Here is a 22,641-nt window from a genome sequence, read left to right on the forward strand (position 1 = left end):
ACGCTAGACCGACCCCCCGACACTTTTCGCGCGATCGACGCACGTCCACCCGCCTGATACCGCGCCTGATACCGCGCCGACCCGGGAAATCATCATTTTGCCCGGTAACCGAGTAAATGGAGGTCGTCGGGTGCGATAAGACGGCTGTCAATGACAAAGCAAGCGGGTACGCGGCGAATCGCCGCGCACCCGCCGCTATCGGATCAACGGTGACCGGATCAGCGGTGATCCGAGCCCTCGGATTCGACCGCCGCCCGGCCGGCCTCCAGACGGGCGATCGGCACCCGGAACGGTGAGCACGACACGTAGTCCAGGCCCACCTCGTGGAAGAAGTGCACCGAGTCCGGGTCGCCGCCGTGCTCGCCGCAGACGCCCAGCTTCAGACCGGGACGGGCCGCCCGGCCCTCCTCCGTGGCGATCCGCACGAGCCGGCCCACGCCGTCGGTGTCGATCGACTCGAAGGGCGAGATGCCGAAGATGCCGAGTTCCAGGTAACGCCAGAAGAACGCGCCCTCGACGTCGTCACGGGAGAAGCCCCAGGCCATCTGGGTGAGGTCGTTGGTGCCGAACGAGAAGAACTCGGCGGCCTCGGCGATCTGCCCGGCGGTCAGCGCGGCCCGCGGCACCTCGATCATCGTGCCGATCAGAACCTCGACACCGGACGAGCCAGAAGAACCCGCGGCGCCCGACGACCCGAGCACCTCCGCGATGATCTTCTCGGCCTCCGCCCGTACCGTCTCAAGCTCCTGAACCGCACCGACCAGCGGGACCATGATCTCCGGCCGCGGCTTGCCGCCCTCGGCGGCAAGCGCGGCCGCCGCCTCGACGATCGCCCGCACCTGCATCGCGAAAAGACCGGGAATGACCAGGCCCAGCCGTACGCCGCGAAGGCCGAGCATCGGGTTCTGCTCGTGCATCCGGCGCACCGCGGCGAGCATCTGCTCGTCGTGCTCGTCCCGCTGGCCGTGCTCGTGCGCGACGGCCACCTTGACGGCCAGCTCCTCCAGCGACGGCAGGAACTCGTGCAGCGGCGGGTCGATCAGCCGGACCGTGACGGGCAGGCCGTTCATCTCCCGGAAGATGTCCAGGAAGTCGGCCCGCTGCAGCGGCAGCAGGGTGGCGAGGGCGTCGTCGCGTTCCGCGTCGGTACGCGCCAGGATGAGGCGTTCCACCAGCTCACGACGGTCGCCGAGGAACATGTGCTCGGTGCGGCACAGCCCGATGCCCTGGGCGCCGAACCGCCGTGCCCGGGCCGCGTCGGCGCCGGTGTCGGCGTTCGTGCGGACCGTGAGACGGCGCTTCTCGTCGGCGTGCGTGATGATCCGGTGCACGGCCAGGACCAGCGGATCGTTGGCGTGGGCCGGGTCGAGGTCACCCTCGAAGTACTGCACCACCTCGCTCGGCCGGACCGGCACCTCACCGAGGTAGACACGGCCGGTCGTGCCGTCGATCGAGACGATGTCGCCCTCGTTCACGGTGCGCGCGCCGCCGGCATTCGAGCCGACCGTGAACGACGAGGGGCCGACCTCCATCTCGTCAGCACCGCAGACGCAGGTCTTGCCCATGCCGCGGGCGACCACGGCGGCGTGCGAGGTCTTTCCGCCGCGGCTGGTCAGGATGCCCTGCGCGGCGATCATGCCGGGCAGGTCGTCCGGGTTGGTCTCGCGCCGGACCAGGATCACCGGCCGCCCCTCGGCGGCCACTTCGACGGCCCGCTGCGCGGTGAAGACCACCTCGCCGAACGCGGCGCCCGGCGACGCGCCGACGCCCCGGGTGATGCTCTCGGGCGAGCCCGAGAGGTCGAACCGGGGGAACATCAGCTGCCCGAGCTGGGCGCCGCTGACCCGGACCAGCGCCTCGTCGAGGTCGATCACGCCCTCGTCGACGAGCTGGCTGGCGATGGTGAACGCGGCGGCCGCGGTGCGCTTTCCAACCCGGGTCTGCAGCATCCAGAGCTTGCCGCGCTCGATGGTGAACTCGATGTCGCAGAGGTCCCGGTAGTGCCCCTCCAGCGTCGCCATGATCTGCATCAGCTCGTCGTAGGACTTCTTATCTAGCCGCTCCAGGTCCGCGAGGGACAGCGTGTTGCGGATGCCGGCGACCACGTCCTCGCCCTGCGCGTTGGAGAGGTAGTCGCCGTAGACGCCCTGCTCACCGGTGGCCGGGTCGCGGGTGAAGGCGACGCCGGTGCCGGAGTCGGAGCCCAGGTTGCCGAAGACCATCGCGACCACGTTGACAGCGGTGCCCAGGTCGGCCGGGATGCGCTCCTGACGGCGGTAGAGCACGGCACGGTCCGCGTTCCACGACCGGAAGACGGCCGCGATCGCCAGGTCGAGCTGCTCCCGCGGATCCTGCGGGAACTCGTGGCCGGTGTGTTTGACGAACACCTTCTTGTACGCGGTGACCAGCGCCCGCAGGTCATCGGCGTCGAGCTGGACGTCGTCCTTGACGCCCTTCGCCACCTTCGCCTCGTGCAGCGCGTCCTCGAACTCGTGCCCCGGCACATCGCAGACGGTCTTGCCGAACATCTGGATGAGCCGCCGGTACGAGTCCCACGCGAACCTGTCGTTGCCACCGGCCTGCCGGGACAGGCCGTCCACCGACGCGTCGTTGAGCCCGACGTTGAGGACGGTCTCCATCATCCCCGGCATCGAGAACTTGGCGCCGGAGCGGACCGACACGAGCAGCGGGTCACCCGCGTCGCCGAGTCGCCGGCCCATGGCGCGTTCCAGCGTGGCGAGGTGCTCGTCGATCTCCGCGCCGAGCCCGTCGACCTGGGTGCCGTTCTTGAGGAATTCCTTGCACGCCTCGGCGGTGATCGTGAATCCGGGCGGGACGGGCAGGCCTAGGTTCGTCATCTCCGCGAGATTGGCGCCCTTGCCACCGAGCAGATCTTTGAGGTCCTTGTTTCCCTCATGGAAGTCGTAGACGAACTTCATGCCGCACCCACCTCCGGTTAAGAATCCGCGGCCGATGATGGTTTCTGCCCCGGGATTCGTAAGGCTAAGCACGTGAGAAGCGAATAGTTAACACTCCGATGACTTTTTCACACCGCCACGAAGAAGCCTGATCGGATCACGCTCTCTCCGCGCAGTTATGCGCAGAGGCCGGAAAAGGGGAACCCTCAGATGCTGAACAGTCGGGTGGTCACGGCGATCACCGGACGACGCACGAGGGACAGCCGGGCGAGAGACGGCCGGGAGAAAGACGGCCGGGTGAGAGACGGCCGGGAGAGCGGGCGGCTCGAAGCCGGGGCGCCTGGGTGGCACGGAGAAGCCGATCCAGCTTCCCGGCGAACGGGAAATGCCCCCCTCACGAACCGGGCACTCCGCGCCACACCCCGCCGGCCCTCTGCTGGACCCGTGACCCACCTCTGGTCACCATGAGCAGCGACAGTGCCCAGGAGCAGCAAGAACGCCGCCAGGAGCAGTAGGAACGCCGATGCGCATCCCCCGATGCCGGCTGACCACAAACTGAGGTTGATGAGCCAACCAGAAGCCTAGGGGAACGCCGAACAACGCTCAACAAAGTTCACCAAGACGGTGGAGTCCGCATCGGACAGTCGGGTGAGGCCGAAGAGGACGGCCGGAAAATAAGGGCGCCGCTGCGAATTCCACGGGGGAAGAACTCGCAACGGCGCATGGCGAACAATAGACTACTGAGGCCGCGATGTCCATCCCACGGGTCGGCCCCTTCTGACCAACCCGTTGGACGACGGGCTAACCAACCCGTTGGACGACGGACCCGACGAGCCGCTGCCAGTCCGCCTCGAAGCTGGGTGAGGCGCTCGCGTTGTCCAGGCGGTAGATCGCGTAGGTATCGACGATCACCACGTTCCGGCTGGTCAGCACGGCTACCGCGGTGTCGGCGGTTCCCGGGTGCGCGGCCTCGTACCTCTTGTGCCGGACGATCACGAAACCGGTCCAGCCGTCCTCGTCGAGCTCGCGCACCTCGGCGGTCTCGGTGAAGGCCGGCTCGTTGCGGTCCGCGGTGACGGTGGCCGGCACCTCGGCCGACGGCGGGCATTGGCCGGCCACGGTCCGCAGCAGCGCGATCCCGGCCTGGGCGGACGCTGCGTCGGGGTAGACCAGGGCGGTCTGGTGCAGGGTCTGCGCGCCGGTCTGCCCCTCATCGGCGAGCGAGGACGAGACCAGCTCGGCGCCGGGCGGCACCTCGGGCGGCGTGCTCGTGCCCCCGCAGAAGCTGACGAGCTTCTGCGGAGGTGCGGCGCTCTCGTCGGGGGCCGCCCAGGTCGGCCCGATCTCGGAGGCCTGCAGGAACGCGCCGCGCATCGTGGTCACGCTGACCAGGCCGCCGTCGGGCCCGGGATCCGGCTCGTCCGACGAACCGCAGCCGGCGACCAGGCCCAGCGCGCAGACAGCAGCGAACGACACGGCTCTGGCAGCAAGGCGGGGGGCGAACATCGGGCCATCTTGACAGACCCGGCCGATCCAGGGAAAAGCTCGACAACGCGTGAATGATCCACCACAACCGGCGAGCTGTCCCATGGCTCGAACTCACCCATCGCGCCGGGCCTGGATCACGGATAGCGTGACGGATAGCGGTGTCACTGGCGACTCGCTGCCGAGGAGGCCCACCATGCCGCCACAACGGCCCACCATGCCGCCACAGGGATCAACCACGGTGATCGATGCGCTCGCCGCTCGCCTGCGGGCCGAGATCGGTGCGGACCGGGTGCTCACCGACCGGCAGCAGCTGCGGACCTACGAGTGCGACGGGCTCGCCCACTACAAGGTCATCCCCGCGCTCGTCGTCCTGGCCGGCTCCGAGAAGGACGTGGTCGCGACCGTGCGGGCCTGCGCCGAGGCACACGTCCCGTTCGTGGCGCGCGGTTCCGGGACGGGGCTCAGTGGCGGTGCGCTCCCGCACGCGGACGGCGTGCTGATCGTGACGTCGCAACTGCGGACGATCGTGGAACTGCGGCCGGAGGACGAGCGCGCGGTGGTCCAGCCGGGTGTGATCAACCTGCAGGTGACGAAGTCCGCCACGCCGTTCGGCTACTACTACGCGCCGGACCCGTCCAGCCAGCAGATCTGCTCGATCGGCGGCAACGTGGCGGAGAACTCCGGCGGCGCCCACTGCCTGAAATACGGCTTCACCACCAACCATGTGACCGGGCTGCGCGTGGTCGCCCCGGACGGCGAGCTGGTCGAGCTGGGCGGCCTGGCCCCGGACACGCCCGGGTACGACCTGCTCGGCGCGTTCGTCGGCTCCGAGGGCACGCTCGGGGTCGCGACCGAGGTGACGGTGAAGCTGACCCGGCTGCCGGAGACCGTCCGTACCCTGCTCGCCGCGTTCGCCTCCACCGACCAGGCCGGGGCCGCCACCTCGGCGATCATCGCGGCTGGCGTCGTGCCGGCCGCCATCGAGATGATGGACGCGCTCTCCATCGAGGCCGCCGAGGCCGCGGTCCACTGCGGCTATCCGGCCGGCGCCGGCGCGGTGCTGATCGTGGAGCTGGACGGGCCCGCCGCCGAGGTGGAGGCCCAGTTCACCGAGGTGACAGCGCTCTGCGAGCAGGCCGGCGCGTTCGAGATCCGGGTCGCCGCCGACGACGCCGAACGGCAGCTGATCTGGCGGGGGCGCAAGTCGGCGTTCGCGGCGGTCGGCCGGATCAGCCCGGACTACATCGTGCAGGACGGGGTGATCCCGCGGACCGCGCTGCCCGAGGTCCTGCGGCGGATCAACGAGGTGGCCGGCGAGCACGGCGTGCGGGTCGCGAACGTGTTCCACGCCGGCGACGGGAACCTGCACCCGCTGGTGCTCTTCGACGACGCGGTGCCGGGCGAGGCGGAACGGGCCGAGGTGGTCTCCGGCGCGATCATCGACCTCTGCATCGAGCACGGCGGCTCGATCACCGGTGAGCACGGCGTCGGCGTCGACAAGGCCCGGTACATGCCACGGATGTTCAGCGACACCGACCTGGAGACCATGCACCTGGTGCGGTGCGCGTTCGATCCGGACAACCTGGCGAACCCCGGCAAGGTCTTCCCCACGCCACGCCTCTGCGGCGAACGTCCCGGGCGTCACCGGGCCGCTATCGATCGGGCCGGTCTCGATCGGGCCGCTCCCGACCATGAGGGCGCGGAGGTGTTCTGAGTGGCGGATCCGCAGGAACTCTTCGCGGCGGGCGCCGTCGAGGCGGGCCCGGACGACGTGGTCGGCGGAGTGCCGGCCCGGCTGGTCGCGGCACCGGCCAGCACCGAGGAGGCGGCGGCTCTGATCGCCGCCTCCTCGGACCTGACCGTGGCGATCCGCGGCAGTGGCACGAAACTCTCCTGGGGCCCGCCGCCGCGCGCCCTCGACCTGATCATCGACACCCGGCGGCTGACCGGCGTGGTCGAGCACGCGGCCGGCGACCTGATCACCGTGGTCCGGGCCGGCACGCCGATGGCCGACTTGCACGCCCTCCCGGGCCAGCAGCTGGCGCTGGACGCCATGACGATTCCGACCGGGGTAGCGGACGGGACGCCGAACGGCACTCCGGACGGCGCTGCGGGCGCGACTGCGGGTGGCCGTGCCGGCGGCACTGCGAGCGCGACTGCCGGCGGCCCTGCGGGTGGCACTGCGGGCGGCACTGCGGGCGGCACTGCGGGCGGGACCGTCGCGGCGAACGCCAGCGGGCCGCGCCGGCTGCGTTACGGGACGGCCCGGGACCTGCTGATCGGCATCACGGTGGTCCGGCCGGACGGCCGGATCGCGCGGGCGGGCGGCAAGGTGGTGAAGAACGTCGCCGGCTACGACCTGGGCAAGCTTTACACCGGTTCCTTCGGAACCTTGGGCCTGATCACCGAGTGTGTGTTCCGGCTGCATCCGGAGCCGGCTGCGATCGCTTTCGTACGAGCCGTCGCGCCCCCCGGTCACGCGGCGCGAATCCTGGCCGCCCAGCTGGCGCCGAGCGCTCTCGAGGTGCACGCTGCGCCCGGCGCCGACCCGGAGATCGCGGTGCTGATCGAGGGCACCGCCGCCGGGGTGCGCGACCGGGCCGGCGAGGTGGCCCGGATGCTCGGCGCCTGCGTCAGCCCGGGGAGTGTCGTCAGCCCGGAGAGCGTCGACGTCGGGACCGATCCGCCGCCGTGGTGGGGCGCGATGCCGCCGGGTGACATCCTGGTCAAGCTGACCGGCGTGCTGTCGCAGATCCCAGTCCTGGTCGCGACGGCGGTCGGCGCCGGCGCGACGGTGACCGGCTCGGCCGGCGCCGGGGTGCTCTACGCGGCTTTCCCGGCGGACTGCCCCGGGCCGCACGGGCGGGTGGAGCTGATGCGGGCGGCGGCGATCCGGGCCGGCGGGCACGCCGTGGTGCTGACCGCCCCGGAGGGCGTGCGGGAGACGCTGGACATGTGGGGGCCGGTGCCGGGGCTCGCCCTGATGCGCCGGGTGAAGGCGCAGTTCGACCCGGAGCACCGGTTCGCGCCGGGCCGATTCGTCGGCGGGATCTGAGAAATAGCGGGACGTGAGTAGCAGCGGGACCTGAGTAGCAGCGAGATCTGAGTAGCAGCGGGACCTGAGTAGCAGCGAGATCTGAGTGAGCCAATGTGATGCGGGGAGGTTCGCGATGGCCGATGTGGACGCCACCCACGGGACTGGCAACCCTCCCCCGGACGTGCTGCGCGCCATCGAGGAGGGCAGGACCTCCGGGGAAGGCGGCCGCACCGCTTTCGACGCGGATCGCCCGCCCAGCGCCGACCTGGTGTCGGACTGTGTGCACTGCGGGTTCTGCCTCACCACCTGCCCGACCTACACGCTGTGGGGCGAGGAGATGGACTCGCCCCGGGGCCGGATCCATCTGATCGGCCAGGGACTCTCCGGTGAGCCGCTCAGCGACTCGATGGTCAACCACTTCGACAACTGCCTCGGTTGCATGGCGTGCGTGACCGCGTGCCCGTCCGGGGTGCAGTACGACCGGTTGATCGAGGACACCCGCGCGCAGGTGGAGCGGCGGCATGACCGTAAGGGGCGGGACCGGGCACTGCGCGCGGCGATCTTCGCGGTGTTCCCCTATCCACGGCGGCTCCGGCTGCTGCGGGGACCGCTCCGCGCGTACCAGAAATCGGGTTTTCAGAAGCTCGTGGGCCGCACCGGCCTCCTGGAACGACTGGCGCCCACCCTCGCGACCTTGGAAAGCCTGGCGCCGCGCCTGGTCTCGGTCCCGCGCCCTCCGGAGCGCGTGCGAGCACGCGGCACGCGCCGCGCCGTCGTGGGCATGCTGACCGGGTGCGTGCAATCCGCGTTCTTCCCCGGGGTCAATTCCGCGACGGTACGGGTTTTGGCCGCAGAGGGTTGTGACGTGCTGATCCCTTCCGGTCAGGGGTGTTGTGGAGCGTTGAGCGTGCACAACGGTCGCAGGGCCGAGGCGCAGCGGTTCGCCCGGAAACTGATCCGCCTCTTCGAGCAGACCGGCATGGACTACTTCGTGGTCAACGCGGCGGGCTGCGGGTCGTCGCTGAAGGAGTACGGGGAGCTGCTCGCCGACGATCCGGCCTACGCGTCGCGGGCCGCCGCGTTCGCCGCCAAGGTCCGTGATCTCTCCGAGCTGCTGGTGGAGCTGGGTCCGGTGGCGACGCGGCATCCGCTGCCGATCTCGGTGGCCTATCACGACGCGTGTCATCTCGGGCATGCCCAGGGGATCACCGCTCAGCCCCGCGCGTTGCTGGCCGGGATTCCGGAACTGACCGTGCGGCCGATCAGCGAACCGGAGATCTGCTGCGGGTCGGCCGGGGTGTGGAACGTGCTGAACCCGGTCCCGGCCGCCGAGCTCGGTGATCGAAAAGCGTCAGCGGTGCTGGACACCGGGGCCCAGCTATTGGTCACCGCGAATCCGGGGTGCCTCATGCAGGTGGCGGCGGCGATCCGGCGGCGGGGCGGGTCGATCGCGCTGGCGCACACCGCGCAGGTGCTCGACGCGTCGATTCGCGGGCTGGGCGTTTCGGCGCTCCTCTGACCGTTCTCGTCTGACCCCCCTCGCCTGACCGCCCGCGTCTGACCGCCCTCGCCTGACCGCCTCGCCTGACCGTTCTCGCTGGCGTATTTCCCGCTTCGCCATTGATGTGGGTTAATGGGAGCGCTCCCAGCGGATTGGAGATCCCCCATGCATCAACGACGACTGGCAGTCCTCGCCGGCGCCTCCGTCCTCGCCCTCGCCGCCGGTTCGCTCTCCCTAGCCACCCGCGCCAACGCCGCGGCAGGCTGTTCCGTCTCGTACGCCGTGTCCAGCCAGTGGCCGGGCGGATTCGGGGCCGCGGTCACCGTCACGAACCTCGGCGACCCGCTCACCTCTTGGTCGCTGACCTGGTCCTTCGCCGCGGGACAGACGATCACCCAGCTCTGGAACGGCGCTGTCACGCAGTCCGGATCGGCGGTGACCGTGCGCAACGTCGCCTGGAACGCCGGCCTGGCCAGCGGCGGGACCGCATCGTTCGGCTTCAACGGTTCCTGGACCGGGTCCAACCCGGTTCCCGCGTCGTTCAGCCTGAACGGCATGGTCTGTACCGGTGGGGTCGTGCCGTCGGCGCCCCCGTCCACCTCCGCGTCCCCGTCCCCGTCCCCGTCCGCGTCCCCGTCCACCTCGGTGTCCCCGTCGACCTCGGTGTCCCCGTCCCAGCCCTCCGGCGATGGACCGACCAAGATCATGGCGCTCGGTGATTCGATCACGGGTTCGCCGGGGTGCTGGCGGGCGCTGCTCTGGCAGAAGCTGCCGGCCGCCGAGGTCGACTTCGTCGGGACGCTACCCGGGCAGGGGTGCGGGTTCGCCTACGACGGGGAGAACGAGGGGCACGGCGGTTACCTCGTCACCAACGTGGCCAACCAGGATCTGCTGCCCGGCTGGCTCTCCGCCACCGACCCGGACGTCGTGATGATGCACTTCGGGACCAACGACGCGTGGAGCAACATCCCGGCCGCCACGATTCTTGCGGCCTACACGAAACTGGTCGGGCAGATGCGCGCCGCCAACCCGAACATGAAGATCCTTGTCGCACAGATCATCCCGCTGAACCCGCCGACCTGCGCCGACTGCGGACAGCGGGTGGTCACGCTGAACGCCGCGATCCCGGCGTGGGCGGCGTCGCTGAGCACGGCCGCGTCACCGATCACCGTGGTCGACCAGTGGACCGGCTTCGACACGGCGGCCGACACCTACGACGGCGTTCACCCGGACGACGACGGCAACATCAAGATCGCCGACCGCTGGTACCCGGCGGTGGTCGCGGCGATCTCCTGACACGGCTCTCCTGGCCGGCTCTCCTGGCCAGCCCTCCTGGCCGAGCGCGCTGGGGTCGGGGACGAGCGTCTCCGGCCCCGTGCGCGGCCCGGTCGCTATTTGACGGCCATCTCGCCCAGCTCGGACCAGCCGGACTGGTCGATCGACTGGCTAATGATCTTGGGCGTGGCGGACAGATACTGTGGCAGGTCCTGCTGAGCCTGCTTGAAGTGGGCGGAACCCACGTGCGCGGCACCCGCGTCCCCGTCACGGAACGCTTCGACCAGAACGAACTCATGCGGGTTGTCGAGGCTCCGGGACCAGTCGAACCACAGGCATCCCGGTTCCGCGCGGGTCGCCTCGGTGAACGCCGCCGAAAGGCGCGGCCAGGCCTCGGCGTGCTCCGGCTTGACCAGGAACTTCGCAGTAATGAAGATCATCATTGATCACCTTTCGTCCTCGACGCCCATCTTGCCCCATACCGTGCCCCGGAGCACCCGTCACAGCCGCTCCTGCGCCACCCTCAGCCGCTCCGGACCACCCGACCGGGAAACGGTGATCTCCGAGAGGGTGTAGCTGTCCGAAACGGACGGCATAATCATCCGGTGGACAACTGGGAATACGCGCGGCTCGAGTACCGCGCGGCGGGCACGCTGGGATCCGACCGCTTCATGGACTGGACGGCGACGTTCCACCATCCCGGTGGGGTGCTGCGCTGGGGCACCGACGAGCGCTTCGACGACATCCGGCACCTCAATCGTGCGGGTGCGGCCGGGTGGCAGGCCTACGACCGCGCGGTCATCCATGTGATGGGCGAGCCGCACCGGCTGAGCAGCGTCACGTACTCGATGCGCCGCCCGATTCCGGCCGAGCCGCCGGCTGTTCCCGGGGTGTCCTGACCACCTCCTACCGAGCCCACCTCCTATCGAGCCCGCCTACTACCGAGCTCACCTCCTACCGAGCCCACCTCCTACCGAGCCCACCTCCTACCGAGCTCACCTCCTACCGAGCCCGCCTACTACCGAGCTCACCTCCTACCGAGCCCACCTCCTACCGAGCTCACCTCCTACCGAGCCGTGCCGCTTTCACCTGACACGGGGTACTCAACCACGAGGCGCCTAACAAGGGCGTGACAATGGCTGTCACGGTGGTGTTAGGCGGGGTGGCATAGGGTTTCTTCCGTGGCCAAGGAGACCGGGACCAAACTGATCGCCTCCAACAAGAAGGCGCGTCACGACTACGCGATCCTGAAAACGTACGAGGCGGGCCTCGTGCTGGCCGGGACCGAGGTGAAATCGCTGCGCCTGGGCCGCGTGTCACTCGTGGACACGTTCGCCCAGGAGCACAACGGCGAGATCATGCTCTACGGCCTGCACATCGCGGAGTATGGCTTCGGCAGCTGGACCAACCACGCTCCGCGCCGCACCCGCAAGCTGCTGCTGCACAAAGACGAGATCATCAAGATTCTGAACAAGCTGAACGAGAGCTCCGGCCTCACCCTGGTGCCGCTCTCGCTCTACTTCAAGGACGGCTGGGCGAAAGTCGAGCTGGGCCTCGCGCAAGGTCTCAAGTCCTATGACAAACGGCAGGTCATGGCGGAACGAGACGCGAAGAAGGAGATCGCCAGGGAGATGGGCCGCCGGTTGAAGGGCCGGTCGCCGTCGGTGAGAGGAGGTCGTCGCTAGGATCTACGAGTGGAAGATCCATCAGCAATTGAGTTCGGGCTGGACACCTTCGGCGATGTGACAGTCGGCGAGGATGGCACGGCACTCCCCTACGCGCAGGTGATCCGGAACGTCGTGGAGCAGGCGGTGCTGGCCGACCGGCTCGGTGTCGACGCTTTCGGCGTGGGTGAGCACCACCGTGACGATTACGCCATCTCGTCACCCGAGATCGTGCTCGCGGCTATCGCCGCGAAGACCGAGCGGATCAAGCTGGGGACGGCGGTCACGGTTCTGAGTTCCGACGATCCGGTACGGGTGTACGAGCGCTTCGCTACCCTGGACGCGATCTCGGGAGGGCGGTCCGAGATCATCCTGGGCCGTGGTTCGTTCACCGAGTCGTTCCCGCTGTTCGGGTTCGACCTTGCGGACTACGACCGGTTGTTCTCGGAGAAGCTCGACCTGATGTCGCACCTGCTCACCGAGGGGCCGATCACCTGGTCCGGGTCGGTGCGGCCGCCGCTGACCGACCAGCAGGTCTACCCGAAGACGGAGTCGGGCCGGATCCGGGCGTCGATCGGTGTGGGTGGCAGCCCGGAGTCCGTCGTGCGCACGGCTCAGTACGGTCTGCCCCTGGTGCTGGCGATCATCGGTGGGGAGCCGGCCCGGTTCGCGCCGTACGTCGACCTGTACCACCGGGCGCTCAAGGAGCTGGAACAGCCGGAGCAGCCGGTCGCGGTGCACTGCCCGGGCTTCGTGGCGGCGACCGACGACGAGGCCATCGACGTGCTCTGGCCGCACGCCCGGCGGATGCTGGACCGGCTCGGGCGGGAACGCGGGTGGCCGCGGACCACCAAGGACCGTTTCGTGGCGGACGTGACCGAGGGTGCCTGGCATGTCGGCTCACCGGAGACCGTGGCGCAGAAGATCGCTGCTACGGTGCGGGCGCTGGGGATTCAGCGGTTCGACCTGAAGTACGCGCACGGGACGCTGCCGCACGAGCGGCTGATGACGTGCGTGGAGCTGTACGGGACGCAGGTCATCCCGCGAGTCCGCGAGCTACTGGCCGCGTGAGCGCGCCCTGATCGTGACGGTGAGAGCAAAGGCCGGCGGATTACCCGCCGGCCTTTCTCGTCATCGTCGTGCTACTTGATACGGGCCCTCTTTGATACGGGCCCTACTTGATACCGGCCCTACTTGATACCGGCCCTACTTGATACCGGCCCTACTTGATACCAGCCTTGTTGCAGGCGGCCTTGTACTTCGCGGTGCAGAGGCTCTTCGCCGTGACGAAGCCGCTCTCGACGACCGACTTGACGTTCTTCGCGGTGATCGGCTGCGGGTCCAGCTTCACGAACGGGATGTAGGCGCCCGACTCCGGGTCCTTCAGCTTGTCGTCGACCGGCGGCTTGACGTTCTTGTACAGGTTGATCGCGAGCTTGGCGGCGGCGTCGGCCTCCAGCTTGATCTCCTTGTAGACGGTCATGCACTGGTCGCCGGCGAGGATGTTCTGCAGGCCCTGCACGGTGGCGTCCTGGCCGGTCACCGGAACCTTGCCGTTCAGCTTCTTTTCCTTCAGCACCTCGATGGCCGCGTTGCCGAGGCCATCGTTGGCGGCGAGAACGCCACCGATGTTCGGGTACTGCTTGAGCATCTGGGCGAAGATCTCGCGACCCTCGTCGTTGTCCCAGTCCTGCACGTACTGGTCCGGGCCCTTGGTGAACTTGGCGTCGTTGTAGTACTGGTCCAGCACCCGGTCGTAGCCGTTCTTGAACAGGGTCGCGTTGTTGTCGGTCGGCGACCCGTTGAGCTCGGCGACGATCGGGTTGTCGATCTTCTTCTGCTTGAGGCAGCTGACCAGGGTCTGCGCCTGAAGCTCGCCGACCCGCTCGTTGTCGAAGCTGACGTAGTAGTCAGCGCCGCCGTTGAGGGTGAGCCGGTCGTAGTCGATGACGGGGACGCTGCGGGAGTGGGCGTCCTCGATCACGGCCTTGCCGCTCGCCGAGTCCAGGTTCGCGATGATCAGAACCTTGGCGCCCTCGTCCAGCATCTTGTCCGCGAGGCGCTTGAACTGCTCCTTGTCGCCCTCGGCGTTCGCGATCTGGTAGGGCACCTTGCCGGCCTCGAACGCGGCCTTCAGGTACTTCGGGTCGTCCTGACTCCAGCGCTGGGAGCTCTTGGTGTCCGGCAGGATCACGCCGATTCCCGCCTTGCCGGACGATTGGCCACCGTTGCTGGTGGTCGCCGCGCCACTGTCGCCGGAGTCACCAGGGTCGGTGCCGTCGTCACAGGCCGTGAGTGTGACAGTGGTCAACAGGCCTGCGGCGACCAGGGCGAGCAGAGACTTGCGCATGGCGATATATGTCCTCTCAGGGGGTCCCGAGCTGCGTGGGGGCGCTGAACGGCCCGCCTAGTATCGGCCAGCGCGTCACGGGGGCAACATCGGGAGGGGGCCAGAGCAACAAGATTATTCATTTTCCTCGCGGTACTGCCAAACAATCACGGGTTACTGCCGAACATTAACTTTCCGTAATCGCGAGGTTATGCTCCGTACCCATAGGCAGGGTGTTTGCTCTTACCCCTTTTCGGCGCCTGCGGTGAGTCCCTCGGTCAGCAGCCGTTCCGCCGCGAAGAAGATGATCACAATCGGCAGCGTCAGCACGACGGAACCCGCCATCAGGACGGTCTTGCTGACCTCGATGCCACCGGAGAGCTGCGCCAGGCCCAGCGAGACCGTCCAGTCGGCGCGATCCTCCACCAGGAAGAGCAGCGCGAACAGGAATTCGTTCCACGCGATCATGAAGACGTACAGCGCGTTCGCCATGACGGCCGGCGCGGCCAGCGGAAGGATGACCTTGCGCAGCGTCTGCAACCGGCTGTAGCCGTCGACGGCTGCCGCCTCCTCCAGGCTCTCCGGGATCGTGGAGAGGTAGTTGCGCAGCATGTAGATCGAGACGGGGACGGTCTGCGCGATGTACACCAGGGTCAGCCCGCCCAGAGAACCACGCAGGCCGAGCCGGGTGAAGAGCACGAAGAGCGGGATCGCCAGCAGGATCGACGGGAACAGGTAGACCGACAGGAACAGGAAATGCACCTGGCGGCGACCGGCGAATCGCAGGCGGCTGACCGCGTACGCGCCGGGGATCGCCACCAGCAGCGTCAGGGCCGTGGCGGCCACCGAGACGATCGCGGAGTTGGCGAGGAAACGCAGGAAGCCCTGGCCGCCCGCCTCGACCGAGGTGAGCACCTCGCGGTAGGTGCTCAGCGTCCACTCGGACGGGGCGATCCAGAGTTGGCCGGGGTCCTGGAGGAGCTGCTCGATCGGGCGTACCGAGAGCAGCAGCATGTAGAGGAACGGGAAGAGGGTCGCGACCAGCAGCACGATGATCACTACCGGACGCAGGACGGAAAGAACCCGCGCCTCGATGCTGGCCCGATCTCTGGTGCTGGCCCGATCTTTCATGAATCCCCGTCCTCTCCCTCTACGCGCGGAGCCAGGAAGCGCAGGTAGATCGCGAGCAGGACGATCAGGCCGGCGGCCAGGACGAGCGCCTGCGCGGCCGCGGCGCCGACGTCGAAGCGGGCGGTGAGGAACTCGTAGACGCGGACGCTGACCACCTCGGTGCCGGCCCCGCCGCCGGTCAGCAGGTAGACGTCGTCGAACTTGTTGAACGTCATGATGAACCGCAGCACGCAGAGCAGCGCGATCACCGCGGAGAGCTGGGGCAGCAGGATGTGCCGGAAGATCTGGGTGGGCGCGGCGCCGTCGACCCGGGCCGCCTCCTCCAGATCCTGCGGCACGGCCTGCAAGCGGGCCAGCAGGAAGAGGAACGCGAACGGGAAGTACCGCCACGATTCGAACGCGATCACCGTGAGCAGCGCGAGCGGGATGTCCAGGTGCCAGCTGAACAGGCCGAAGAAGCTCAGGTCGAGGGCGTACTCGCGCTGGCTCAGGAAGGCGATCGGCCGGTCCCAGCCGAGGAACCTCGCACCCCAGTTGTTGACGAGCCCGAACTGCGGGCTGAGCAGGATGGTCCAGACGAACGTCACGGACACCACCGGCGCCACGTACGGAAGCAGGACCGAAGCCCGGACCAGAGTCCGGCCGCGGAAGCGGCCCCGGAGAGCGAGCGCCGCGACCAGGCCGATAGCGATCGATCCGACGGTGGAGCCGACCGTGTAGACCATGGTGGTCCAGAGCGACGACCAGAAGCCGGGCGAGGTCAGTACCAGTTCCAGGTTCGACAGCGTGTACTCGCCGAAGACGCCGGCCCGCCGCAGATTGATCAGCCGGATCCGCTGGAAGGCGAGCATCACCGTCCAGATGATCGGCAGGACGACCACGACCAGGACCACGATCAAAGTCGGTGACAGGTACGCGAGACCGGCGCGGCTCTCCCTCTGGCGCAGGGTGAGCGGGCGCTTCTGCTTCGGCGATGTGCGGGCCGGTGTGCCGGGCGTGCCGGACGGCGTGCCGGACGGCGTGCTGGGCGGGGTGCCGGGCGTGGGAGCTGGGGGCACGGGGGTGTTCGTCGTTTCAGCCATGCCTGCGAGCCGTTACTCGAGGGACTTCTGGATCGTCTTGACGTCCTCGGCCGCGCGCTGGGCCGCTTCCTGGGCGTCGAGTTCGCCGGTGGTCAAGCTGTTGATCGCCTTGGGCACCGGCAGCTCACCCAGCGTCGCGCCGACCAGGGCGCCCTGTTTCTGCGGGAAACCCCAGCGCTGGAACGTGTCCGGGCTCTTCTGCAGGGCCGTCAGCACGTCCTCCGGGTAGAGGTCGGCGAGCGGCTTCTTGGTGTCCACCCCGGCCGGCAGGGTGTTCCAGGCAGTCGTGAATTTCGTGGCGTCGTCGGCCGTACCCTTGCGAACCGGGATCTTGCCTTCAGGGGCGATACCCAGCCAGTCCGTGTAGCCCTCGTTCATCATGTACGTGACGAACTGCTTGGCTCTATCTGTGCTCGACCCATTACCTTCATTCGCGCCGTCGGCCGTGATCGTCCAGCTGGTGATCTCGCCGAACTGCGCGGGTTTGCCCTGCGGACCGGAGACCGCGGTGACCACGCCGGTGTTCTTCGCCAGCCAGGTCGGGTCGCCCTTGCACTCGGCGCAGGTCGGCAGGGCGTCGTTGCGCAGCCCGGCCAGCTCGTCCAGCAGGAACGACGACCAGACCACCATGGACGCCTTGCCCGCGAAGTACGTGGCGCGGGTGGTGTCGACGTCCTGGGCGCCCGGTACCGACCAGTTCTTCACCAGGTCCGAGTAGAGCTGGAACGTCTCCACGCACTGCGGCGAGTCGAGCAGCACCGTCTTCGCGTCGTCGACCATCTGGCAGTTGTTGCCGAGGGCCAGGTTCTCGAACGTCTGCTGGGTGAACGCGTCGTTCCCGACGGTGGCGAGCGCGGCGCCGGCGACCTGCGGGGAGTTCAGCTTCTCGGCTGCCGCACGGATCGCGGCGTACGTGTCCGGGACGGCGAGGCCCGCCTGCTGGAACAGGTCCTTGCGGTAGAAGAGCAGCTGCGCCCAGCCGTCCGACGGCACCGACCACTGGACGCCGTCCTGGCTGGTCAGCTGGAGCGCCGGGGCGGAGAACGTGCCGGGGCCGAGCTGGTCGACCACGGCCTTCGTCGCGTCCGTGTCGAGCAGCTGGTTGGAGGCCATCTGCGCCACCGCCGCGAGCGGGAGCGCGCCCACCACGTCCGGCAGCGTGCCGGCCGCGGCCGCTGAGGTGATCAGGCTGCTGAACTGGTTCTCGTCGGTCGCGACGATCTTCACCGGGATGCCGGTGGACTTGGTGAACTCGTCGGCGATCTTCTGGGTGGCCTGCACCCGGTCGGTGAGGTTCTCCAGGCTCCAGACCGTCAGGGCGCCGCCGTCGCTGTCACCGCCGTCGTCGCCGCAGCCGGTGAGGGCCGTGGTGGCCGCCAGCAGCAGGACCGCGCCGGCTGTGCTCCAGCGGGACCTGCCCGGGTGAGACCTGCTCCTGCGGGACCTGCTCCCGTAAGACCTGCTCCCGTGGAACCGGCCCGAATAAGACCTGCTCCAAGCTGACTTCGTCGTCATGATGTCCTCCCCGTTACGCATCGATGACGGAGAACCTGTCCTGACGGTAAGCCCGTGGCTGGAGTTCCGCGACCGGAGAGGTCATCAGGAAATCCGGGAGGTCATCACAATGGGGGGCATGACGCTCAGGATCAGAGTCGCTACCCGGGAGGATCTGCCGGCATTGCGGGACGTGATGGCTCAGGCGATCGCGGAACTGCAGCGTGGCTTCCTCGACGAGACGCAGATCGCGGCCAGCCACGAGATCATGGGGCTGGATACGCAGCTTGTCGACGACGGGACGTATTTCGTGGTCGAGTCTGTGGCTGGGGATCGGGATCCCCGCTCACCACGGGCGACGGTCTGCGGCTGTGGTGGGTGGAGCCGGCGGGCGACGCTCTACGGCGGGGACCACACGGCGGGGCGGGACGGCGCGCTGCTGGATCCGACGCGGGACCCGGCGAAGGTCCGGGCCATGTACACCCACCCCGGGTACGCGCGACGCGGCATCGGCCGGATGATCCTGGCCGAGTGCGAGAAGGCGGCTGCCGCGGAGGGGTTCACCAGGCTGGAACTGATGGGAACCCTCTCCGGGCAGCCTCTCTACGCAGCGGCTGGATTCGAGGTCATCGAGACACTCGAGGACGACCGTGGCGGCGTACCCGTGCCGTTGGTCCGGATGGGTAAGGCTCTGACCAGCTAACAGCTCTCACCAACTAACAGCGATGTACTTCGACTCCAAGTACTCCAGCAACCCCTCGTGGCCGCCCTCCCGGCCGATGCCGCTCTGCTTGACACCGCCGAACGGCGCGGCCGGGTCGCTCACCAGGCCACGGTTGAGGCCGACCATGCCGGCCTCGATCGCCTCGCTCACCCGCAGGCCACGGGCCAGGTCACCGGTGTAGACGTACGCGACCAGGCCGTACTCGGTGTCGTTGGCGAGCCGGACCGCCTCGTCCTCGCTGGTGAACGTCACGATCGGCGCGACCGGACCGAAGATCTCCTCGCGGAGGATCGCCGAGTCGGGGGCGACACCTGTCAGCACGGTCGGCGGGTAGTAGAAGCCGGGACCCTCGGGCCGGCTGCCACCGGTGACCGCCTGCGCTCCGGAGTCCAGGGCGGACCGGACCAGGCCGTCCACCTTCGCGACCGTGTCCTCGTTCACCAGCGGGCCCACCTGCGTCTTCTCGTCCGTGCCCGGCCCGACGACCAGCGCGGACATGCGCTGCGCGAGCCGGCGGGAGAACTCATCGGCGATCGAGGACTCGACGAAGAAGCGGTTCGCCGCGGTGCACGCCTCACCGCCGTTCCGCATCTTCGCGATCATCGCGCCCTCGATCGCGGCGTCCAGGTCGGCGTCCGCGAAGACCAGGAACGGCGCGTTGCCGCCCAGTTCCATCGACGTGTTCACGACGTTCTCGGCGGCCTGCGCCAGCAGGATCCGGCCGACCTCGGTGGAGCCCGTGAACGACAGCTTGCGCACCCGCGGGTCGCGCAGCATCTGCGAGACGACCCTGCCGGAGCTGCGGGATGGCAACACGTTGACCACGCCTTCCGGCACGCCGGCCTCGGCCAGGATCGCGGCCATGGCAAGGGCGGTCAGCGGGGTGTCGCTGGCCGGCTTGAGGATCATCGTGCAGCCGGCCGCCAGCGCCGGGCCGATCTTGCGGGTGGCCATGGCGGCCGGGAAGTTCCACGGCGTCACCAGCACGCACACCCCGACCGGCTGGCGCGTCACCAGGATCCGGTTGGCGCCGGACGGTGCGGTCGCCAGGGCGCCCTCGGCCCGGACCGCCTCCTCCGAGTACCACCGGAAGAACTCGGCCGCGTAGGTGACCTCGCCCTTCGCGTCCACGAGCGCCTTGCCGTTCTCCAGGCTGATCAGCTTCGCGAGCTCGTCGGCCCGCTCGGTCATGAGCGTGAACGCTTTGCGCAACACCTCCGCCCGTACCCTCGGGGGTGTCGCCGCCCAAGCCGGCCCCGCCGCAGCGGCCGCATCCACCGCGGCGATCGCGTCCGCCTCGCCGCCGTCCGCAACCGAGGCGATGGTGTCGCCCGTCGCCGGGTCGAGCACGTCGAAACGGCTGGACGAGGAGGCCGGGACCCACTTACCGCCGATGAACAGTTCGGTTTCCACAACGGCTCCTTAACTCAATTCCGTTACTAGCTTGCTCTCGATCGCCGCACCGCGCCATGTTCCCCAAAAACCGTGCTTCCCTCACAATCGTGCTTCCCCGCACACTGGACCCATGTCGGGGGTGTGGTGGAGAGACGGCGTCGTCTACCAGGTCTACCCGCGATCGTTCGCGGACGCCTCCGGGGACGGCATCGGCGACCTCGCGGGCCTGACGGCCCATCTCGATCACATCGCCGAGCTGGGCGCGGACGCCATCTGGCTCACGCCGTTCCAGACCTCACCCCAAAAGGATCATGGGTACGACGTGAGCGACTACACCGGCGTCGATCCGCTCTTCGGTGATCTTGCCGCGTTCGACGCCATGCTCGGCCGGGCACATGAACTGGGACTGCGCGTGATCATCGACATCGTCCCGAATCACTGTTCGTCGGAACACCCGATCTTTCAGGCGGCGCTCGCGGGCGACGAGTCGGCACGGGAGCGATTCCACTTCACCCGGACGCCGAACGACTGGCCCAGCGTGTTCGGCGGCCCGGCCTGGGAACCGGCCGGGGACGGCACCTGGTTCCTTCATCTGTACGCGCCGGAGCAGCCGGACTGGAACTGGCGCGACCCGCGGACCGCCCCGTTCTTCGACGACGTGCTCCGGTTCTGGTTCGACCGGGGCGTCGACGGTCTGCGGGTGGACGTGGCCTACGGGCTGTTAAAGGCCCCCGGCCTGCCGCCGCTCTCGTCCATCACGCTGCCGCCGGGCGTCACGATTCCGCCACGCGTCGCACTGCCGCCGGTTGTCGCACTGCCGCCCGTTGTCGCACTGCCCCCGGTTGTCGCGCTGCCGCCGGTTGTCGCACTGCCGCCGGTTGTCGCACTGCCGCCGGTTGTCGCACTGCCGCCGGTTGTCGCACTGCCGCCGGGGCGGCTGCGCTCCAATCCGCTCGCCTGCGACCAGCCCGAGACCCCATTGGTGTACCGGCGGTGGCGGGAGATCGCTGATTCGTACGATCCGCCGCGCGTGCTGATCGGCGAGGTCAACCTGGAACCGGAGCGGGCGGCCCGCTACACCGGACCGGACCGGCTGCACCAGGCGTTCGCGTTCGGGTTCGTGATCGCGCCCTGGGACGCGCACGCCTGGCGGGAAACCGGCGAGCGACTGCTCCGCCATCCCCCGGTCACCTGGGTGACCGAGAACCACGACGTGGTGCGGACCCCGACCCGGTACGGCAATCCGGCGCGCGCCCGAGCCGCACTGCTGACGATCCTGGGGCTGCCCGGCGCCGCCTACCTGTTCCAGGGGCAGGAGTACGGGCTGCCCGAGGTGACCGTTCCCGAGAAGGATCGGCAGGACCCGGCGTGGGAACGGTCCGGCATGACACGCGACGGTTGCCGGGTGCCGCTGCCGTGGGCCGGCGGCTTCTCCCCGCCCGGGTCGGCGCCGCCCTGGCTGCCGGTGCCCGACGGCTGGGAGCGATACCTGGAGTCGCCGTCGCTGGCGTTGTGCCGGGACGCGATCGCGCTGCGGCGGCGGCTGCACAAAGAAGGGCTGCACAAAGAGCGGCTGCACAAGGACGGGCTGCACGAGGACGGGCTGCTCTCCGCGGACGATCCGGTGGAGTGGTCGGTGGACGGCGATGGGCGGTTGATCGCTGCTCGTGTGCACGGAGGAGTTGGCTTTGCGGTGGTGGTCGCCATGGGTGCGGGCCCGGTCGAGCTCCCGGACGGCGAGGTGCTGATCAGCAGCGATCCACTGACCGGCGACGGGCGCCTACCAGCTGACGCGGCCGCCTGGGTTCGTACCGAATCGGGCTCTGTCGGTCACGGTCGTTGAGCGACACCCTGGGGCGGACCCACGGGCGGGGCCCGCGCTGATCCCCACCGATTGCCAGCTGTCCGACTCGAGTCATGTGTCGCCCTGTGCAGATGGCTGGGCTCGGACCGGCGGGGCGAGTTTTTTGTCGTACGCATGTTCGAAGATTTGCGGGTGCGAGAGGCAGTGGAGCAGCTGACGACGGCGGCCGGCGAATGTGCCCGGACGCCGATGTTCGGGCTGTCCGAGACAGAGCTGCTGACCTTCCTCGACCAGGTCTTCCGCGCTCAGCAGATGGCGCAGGCGGCCCTGCTGCACGCGGTGCGCGAGGTCGAGGGCCGGGGCATTCCGCCCGGCCAGCAGGCCGCCACGGCGAACATGTGGTTGCGGGAGCGGCTGCGGGTCTCGTCGGCGACGGCCGGCATGTGGCTGGCGCAGGCACGGATGCTCGACGCCCACCAGGACCTGGACGCCGCGGTGACCGCCGGCGCTGTCAATGCCGAACAGCTCACGGTCATCACGACCGAGCTGGCGCAACTGCCGAAAGATCTGGATGCGGAGACGCTGGCCCGGGCACGAACGGTTCTGCTCGAGTGGGCAGAGCACCTCGACCCGCGGCAGCTGCGGATCGCCGCCCGCCGGATCCTCGAACATGTCTCCCCCGAGGTCGACCATGCCTCATTAGACGACCATGCCTCATTAGACGACCATGCCTCATTAGACGACCATGCCTCATTAGACGACCATGCCTCATTAGACGACCATGCCTCATTAGACGACC

At 68.8% G+C, this 22,641-nt stretch carries 18 protein-coding genes; 10 read left to right on the forward strand and 8 right to left on the reverse strand.

Annotated features, from left to right (window positions below; all coding sequences use genetic code 11):
- Positions 1 to 218: 218 nt before the first annotated feature.
- Both ppdK and AB0F72_RS31870 read right to left on the reverse strand, forming a co-directional pair.
- Positions 219 to 2,939, reverse strand: a complete 2,721-nt coding sequence (gene ppdK / locus AB0F72_RS31865) for a pyruvate, phosphate dikinase (protein WP_360439012.1) — start codon at positions 2,937 to 2,939, stop codon at positions 219 to 221.
- Positions 2,940 to 3,719: 780 nt separating this feature from the next.
- Positions 3,720 to 4,424 (reverse strand): hypothetical protein, encoded by a 705-nt coding sequence (locus AB0F72_RS31870; RefSeq protein ID WP_360439014.1) that lies wholly within the window; start codon positions 4,422 to 4,424, stop codon positions 3,720 to 3,722.
- A 175-nt stretch (positions 4,425 to 4,599) separates the two neighbouring features.
- On the opposite strand from AB0F72_RS31870, the gene AB0F72_RS31875 reads away from it, so the two are divergent.
- The 4 genes from AB0F72_RS31875 (at position 4,600) to AB0F72_RS31890 (ending at position 10,240) form a co-directional block, all read left to right on the forward strand.
- A complete protein-coding gene (locus AB0F72_RS31875) occupies positions 4,600 to 6,120 on the forward strand; it encodes an FAD-linked oxidase C-terminal domain-containing protein (protein WP_360439017.1) in 1,521 nt (506 codons plus the stop codon).
- Entirely contained in the window at positions 6,121 to 7,461 is a 1,341-nt protein-coding gene (locus tag AB0F72_RS31880) for an FAD-binding oxidoreductase (protein ID WP_360439020.1), read from the forward strand.
- A gap of 115 nt (positions 7,462 to 7,576) precedes the next feature.
- On the forward strand, positions 7,577 to 8,962 hold the full coding sequence (locus AB0F72_RS31885; RefSeq protein WP_360439023.1) for a heterodisulfide reductase-related iron-sulfur binding cluster: 1,386 nt from the start codon (positions 7,577 to 7,579) through the stop codon (positions 8,960 to 8,962).
- A gap of 147 nt (positions 8,963 to 9,109) precedes the next feature.
- Positions 9,110 to 10,240, forward strand: a complete 1,131-nt coding sequence (locus AB0F72_RS31890; protein WP_360439026.1) for a cellulose binding domain-containing protein — start codon at positions 9,110 to 9,112, stop codon at positions 10,238 to 10,240.
- A 95-nt stretch (positions 10,241 to 10,335) separates the two neighbouring features.
- Here AB0F72_RS31890 and AB0F72_RS31895 read toward each other — a convergent pair whose 3' ends face one another.
- Positions 10,336 to 10,662, reverse strand: a complete 327-nt coding sequence (locus AB0F72_RS31895; protein ID WP_360439029.1) for a putative quinol monooxygenase — start codon at positions 10,660 to 10,662, stop codon at positions 10,336 to 10,338.
- Positions 10,663 to 10,824: 162 nt separating this feature from the next.
- Here AB0F72_RS31895 and AB0F72_RS31900 point away from each other — a divergent pair, with 162 nt between their 5' ends.
- The 3 genes from AB0F72_RS31900 (at position 10,825) to AB0F72_RS31910 (ending at position 12,954) form a co-directional block, all read left to right on the forward strand.
- Positions 10,825 to 11,118, forward strand: coding sequence for a hypothetical protein (locus AB0F72_RS31900; RefSeq protein ID WP_360439032.1), 294 nt, complete (start codon positions 10,825 to 10,827; stop codon positions 11,116 to 11,118).
- Positions 11,119 to 11,400: 282 nt separating this feature from the next.
- Positions 11,401 to 11,904, forward strand: coding sequence for an SsrA-binding protein SmpB (gene smpB / locus AB0F72_RS31905; RefSeq protein WP_014445216.1), 504 nt, complete (start codon positions 11,401 to 11,403; stop codon positions 11,902 to 11,904).
- A gap of 9 nt (positions 11,905 to 11,913) precedes the next feature.
- Positions 11,914 to 12,954: an LLM class flavin-dependent oxidoreductase gene (locus AB0F72_RS31910; RefSeq protein ID WP_360439036.1), complete on the forward strand. Its 1,041-nt coding sequence runs from the start codon at positions 11,914 to 11,916 to the stop codon at positions 12,952 to 12,954.
- A gap of 151 nt (positions 12,955 to 13,105) precedes the next feature.
- Here AB0F72_RS31910 and AB0F72_RS31915 read toward each other — a convergent pair whose 3' ends face one another.
- The 4 genes from AB0F72_RS31915 to AB0F72_RS31930 all read right to left on the reverse strand — a co-directional run bounded on the left by AB0F72_RS31915 (position 13,106) and on the right by AB0F72_RS31930 (position 17,940).
- The gene (locus AB0F72_RS31915) at positions 13,106 to 14,233 is read right to left on the reverse strand and encodes a substrate-binding domain-containing protein (RefSeq protein WP_360439039.1); all 1,128 of its coding nucleotides are present in this window, start codon (positions 14,231 to 14,233) and stop codon (positions 13,106 to 13,108) included.
- A 222-nt stretch (positions 14,234 to 14,455) separates the two neighbouring features.
- Complete coding sequence (locus AB0F72_RS31920) at positions 14,456 to 15,343, reverse strand: carbohydrate ABC transporter permease (protein WP_360439042.1); 888 nt, start codon at positions 15,341 to 15,343, stop codon at positions 14,456 to 14,458.
- Positions 15,340 to 16,401, reverse strand: a complete 1,062-nt coding sequence (locus AB0F72_RS31925; RefSeq protein WP_360439045.1) for a sugar ABC transporter permease — start codon at positions 16,399 to 16,401, stop codon at positions 15,340 to 15,342. The genes AB0F72_RS31920 and AB0F72_RS31925 overlap by 4 nt, the downstream gene beginning before the upstream one ends.
- Before the next feature lie 36 nt (positions 16,402 to 16,437).
- Positions 16,438 to 17,940 (reverse strand): extracellular solute-binding protein, encoded by a 1,503-nt coding sequence (locus tag AB0F72_RS31930; protein ID WP_360439048.1) that lies wholly within the window; start codon positions 17,938 to 17,940, stop codon positions 16,438 to 16,440.
- Between the two features lie 118 nt (positions 17,941 to 18,058).
- Here AB0F72_RS31930 and AB0F72_RS31935 point away from each other — a divergent pair, with 118 nt between their 5' ends.
- Entirely contained in the window at positions 18,059 to 18,622 is a 564-nt protein-coding gene (locus tag AB0F72_RS31935) for a GNAT family N-acetyltransferase (RefSeq protein ID WP_360439051.1), read from the forward strand.
- A 6-nt stretch (positions 18,623 to 18,628) separates the two neighbouring features.
- On the opposite strand, the gene AB0F72_RS31940 is transcribed toward AB0F72_RS31935, so the two are convergent.
- Positions 18,629 to 20,056 carry an NAD-dependent succinate-semialdehyde dehydrogenase gene (locus tag AB0F72_RS31940; RefSeq protein WP_360439054.1) on the reverse strand — a complete coding sequence of 476 codons (1,428 nt, stop codon included), beginning with the start codon at positions 20,054 to 20,056 and terminating at the stop codon, positions 18,629 to 18,631.
- 112 nt (positions 20,057 to 20,168) lie between these two features.
- On the opposite strand from AB0F72_RS31940, the gene AB0F72_RS31945 reads away from it, so the two are divergent.
- On the forward strand, positions 20,169 to 21,881 hold the full coding sequence (locus tag AB0F72_RS31945) for an alpha-amylase family glycosyl hydrolase (RefSeq protein ID WP_360439057.1): 1,713 nt from the start codon (positions 20,169 to 20,171) through the stop codon (positions 21,879 to 21,881).
- Between the two features lie 135 nt (positions 21,882 to 22,016).
- Positions 22,017 to 22,641, forward strand: a 625-nt coding sequence (locus AB0F72_RS31950; RefSeq protein WP_360439060.1) for a DUF222 domain-containing protein, incomplete at its 3' end; no start/stop codon positions are given.

The sequence above is a fragment of the Actinoplanes sp. NPDC023936 genome (assembly GCF_040639325.1).
Taxonomy (GTDB): Bacteria; Actinomycetota; Actinomycetes; order Mycobacteriales; family Micromonosporaceae; genus Actinoplanes.

Excerpts from the sequence above, each read along its gene's own strand:
- AB0F72_RS31870 (WP_360439014.1), bottom strand. The coding sequence starts at position 4,424 with ATGTTCGCCCCCCGCCTTGCTGCCAGAGCCGTGTCGTTCGCTGCTGTC.
- AB0F72_RS31895 (WP_360439029.1), bottom strand. The coding sequence starts at position 10,662 with ATGATGATCTTCATTACTGCGAAGTTCCTGGTCAAGCCGGAGCACGCC.
- AB0F72_RS31945 (WP_360439057.1), top strand. The coding sequence starts at position 20,169 with ATGTCGGGGGTGTGGTGGAGAGACGGCGTCGTCTACCAGGTCTACCCG.
- AB0F72_RS31920 (WP_360439042.1), bottom strand. The coding sequence starts at position 15,343 with ATGAAAGATCGGGCCAGCACCAGAGATCGGGCCAGCATCGAGGCGCGG.
- AB0F72_RS31885 (WP_360439023.1), top strand. The coding sequence starts at position 7,577 with ATGGCCGATGTGGACGCCACCCACGGGACTGGCAACCCTCCCCCGGAC.
- AB0F72_RS31875 (WP_360439017.1), top strand. The coding sequence starts at position 4,600 with ATGCCGCCACAACGGCCCACCATGCCGCCACAGGGATCAACCACGGTG.
- AB0F72_RS31935 (WP_360439051.1), top strand. The coding sequence starts at position 18,059 with ATGACGCTCAGGATCAGAGTCGCTACCCGGGAGGATCTGCCGGCATTG.
- AB0F72_RS31890 (WP_360439026.1), top strand. The coding sequence starts at position 9,110 with ATGCATCAACGACGACTGGCAGTCCTCGCCGGCGCCTCCGTCCTCGCC.
- ppdK (WP_360439012.1), bottom strand. The coding sequence starts at position 2,939 with ATGAAGTTCGTCTACGACTTCCATGAGGGAAACAAGGACCTCAAAGAT.
- AB0F72_RS31930 (WP_360439048.1), bottom strand. The coding sequence starts at position 17,940 with ATGACGACGAAGTCAGCTTGGAGCAGGTCTTATTCGGGCCGGTTCCAC.
- AB0F72_RS31915 (WP_360439039.1), bottom strand. The coding sequence starts at position 14,233 with ATGCGCAAGTCTCTGCTCGCCCTGGTCGCCGCAGGCCTGTTGACCACT.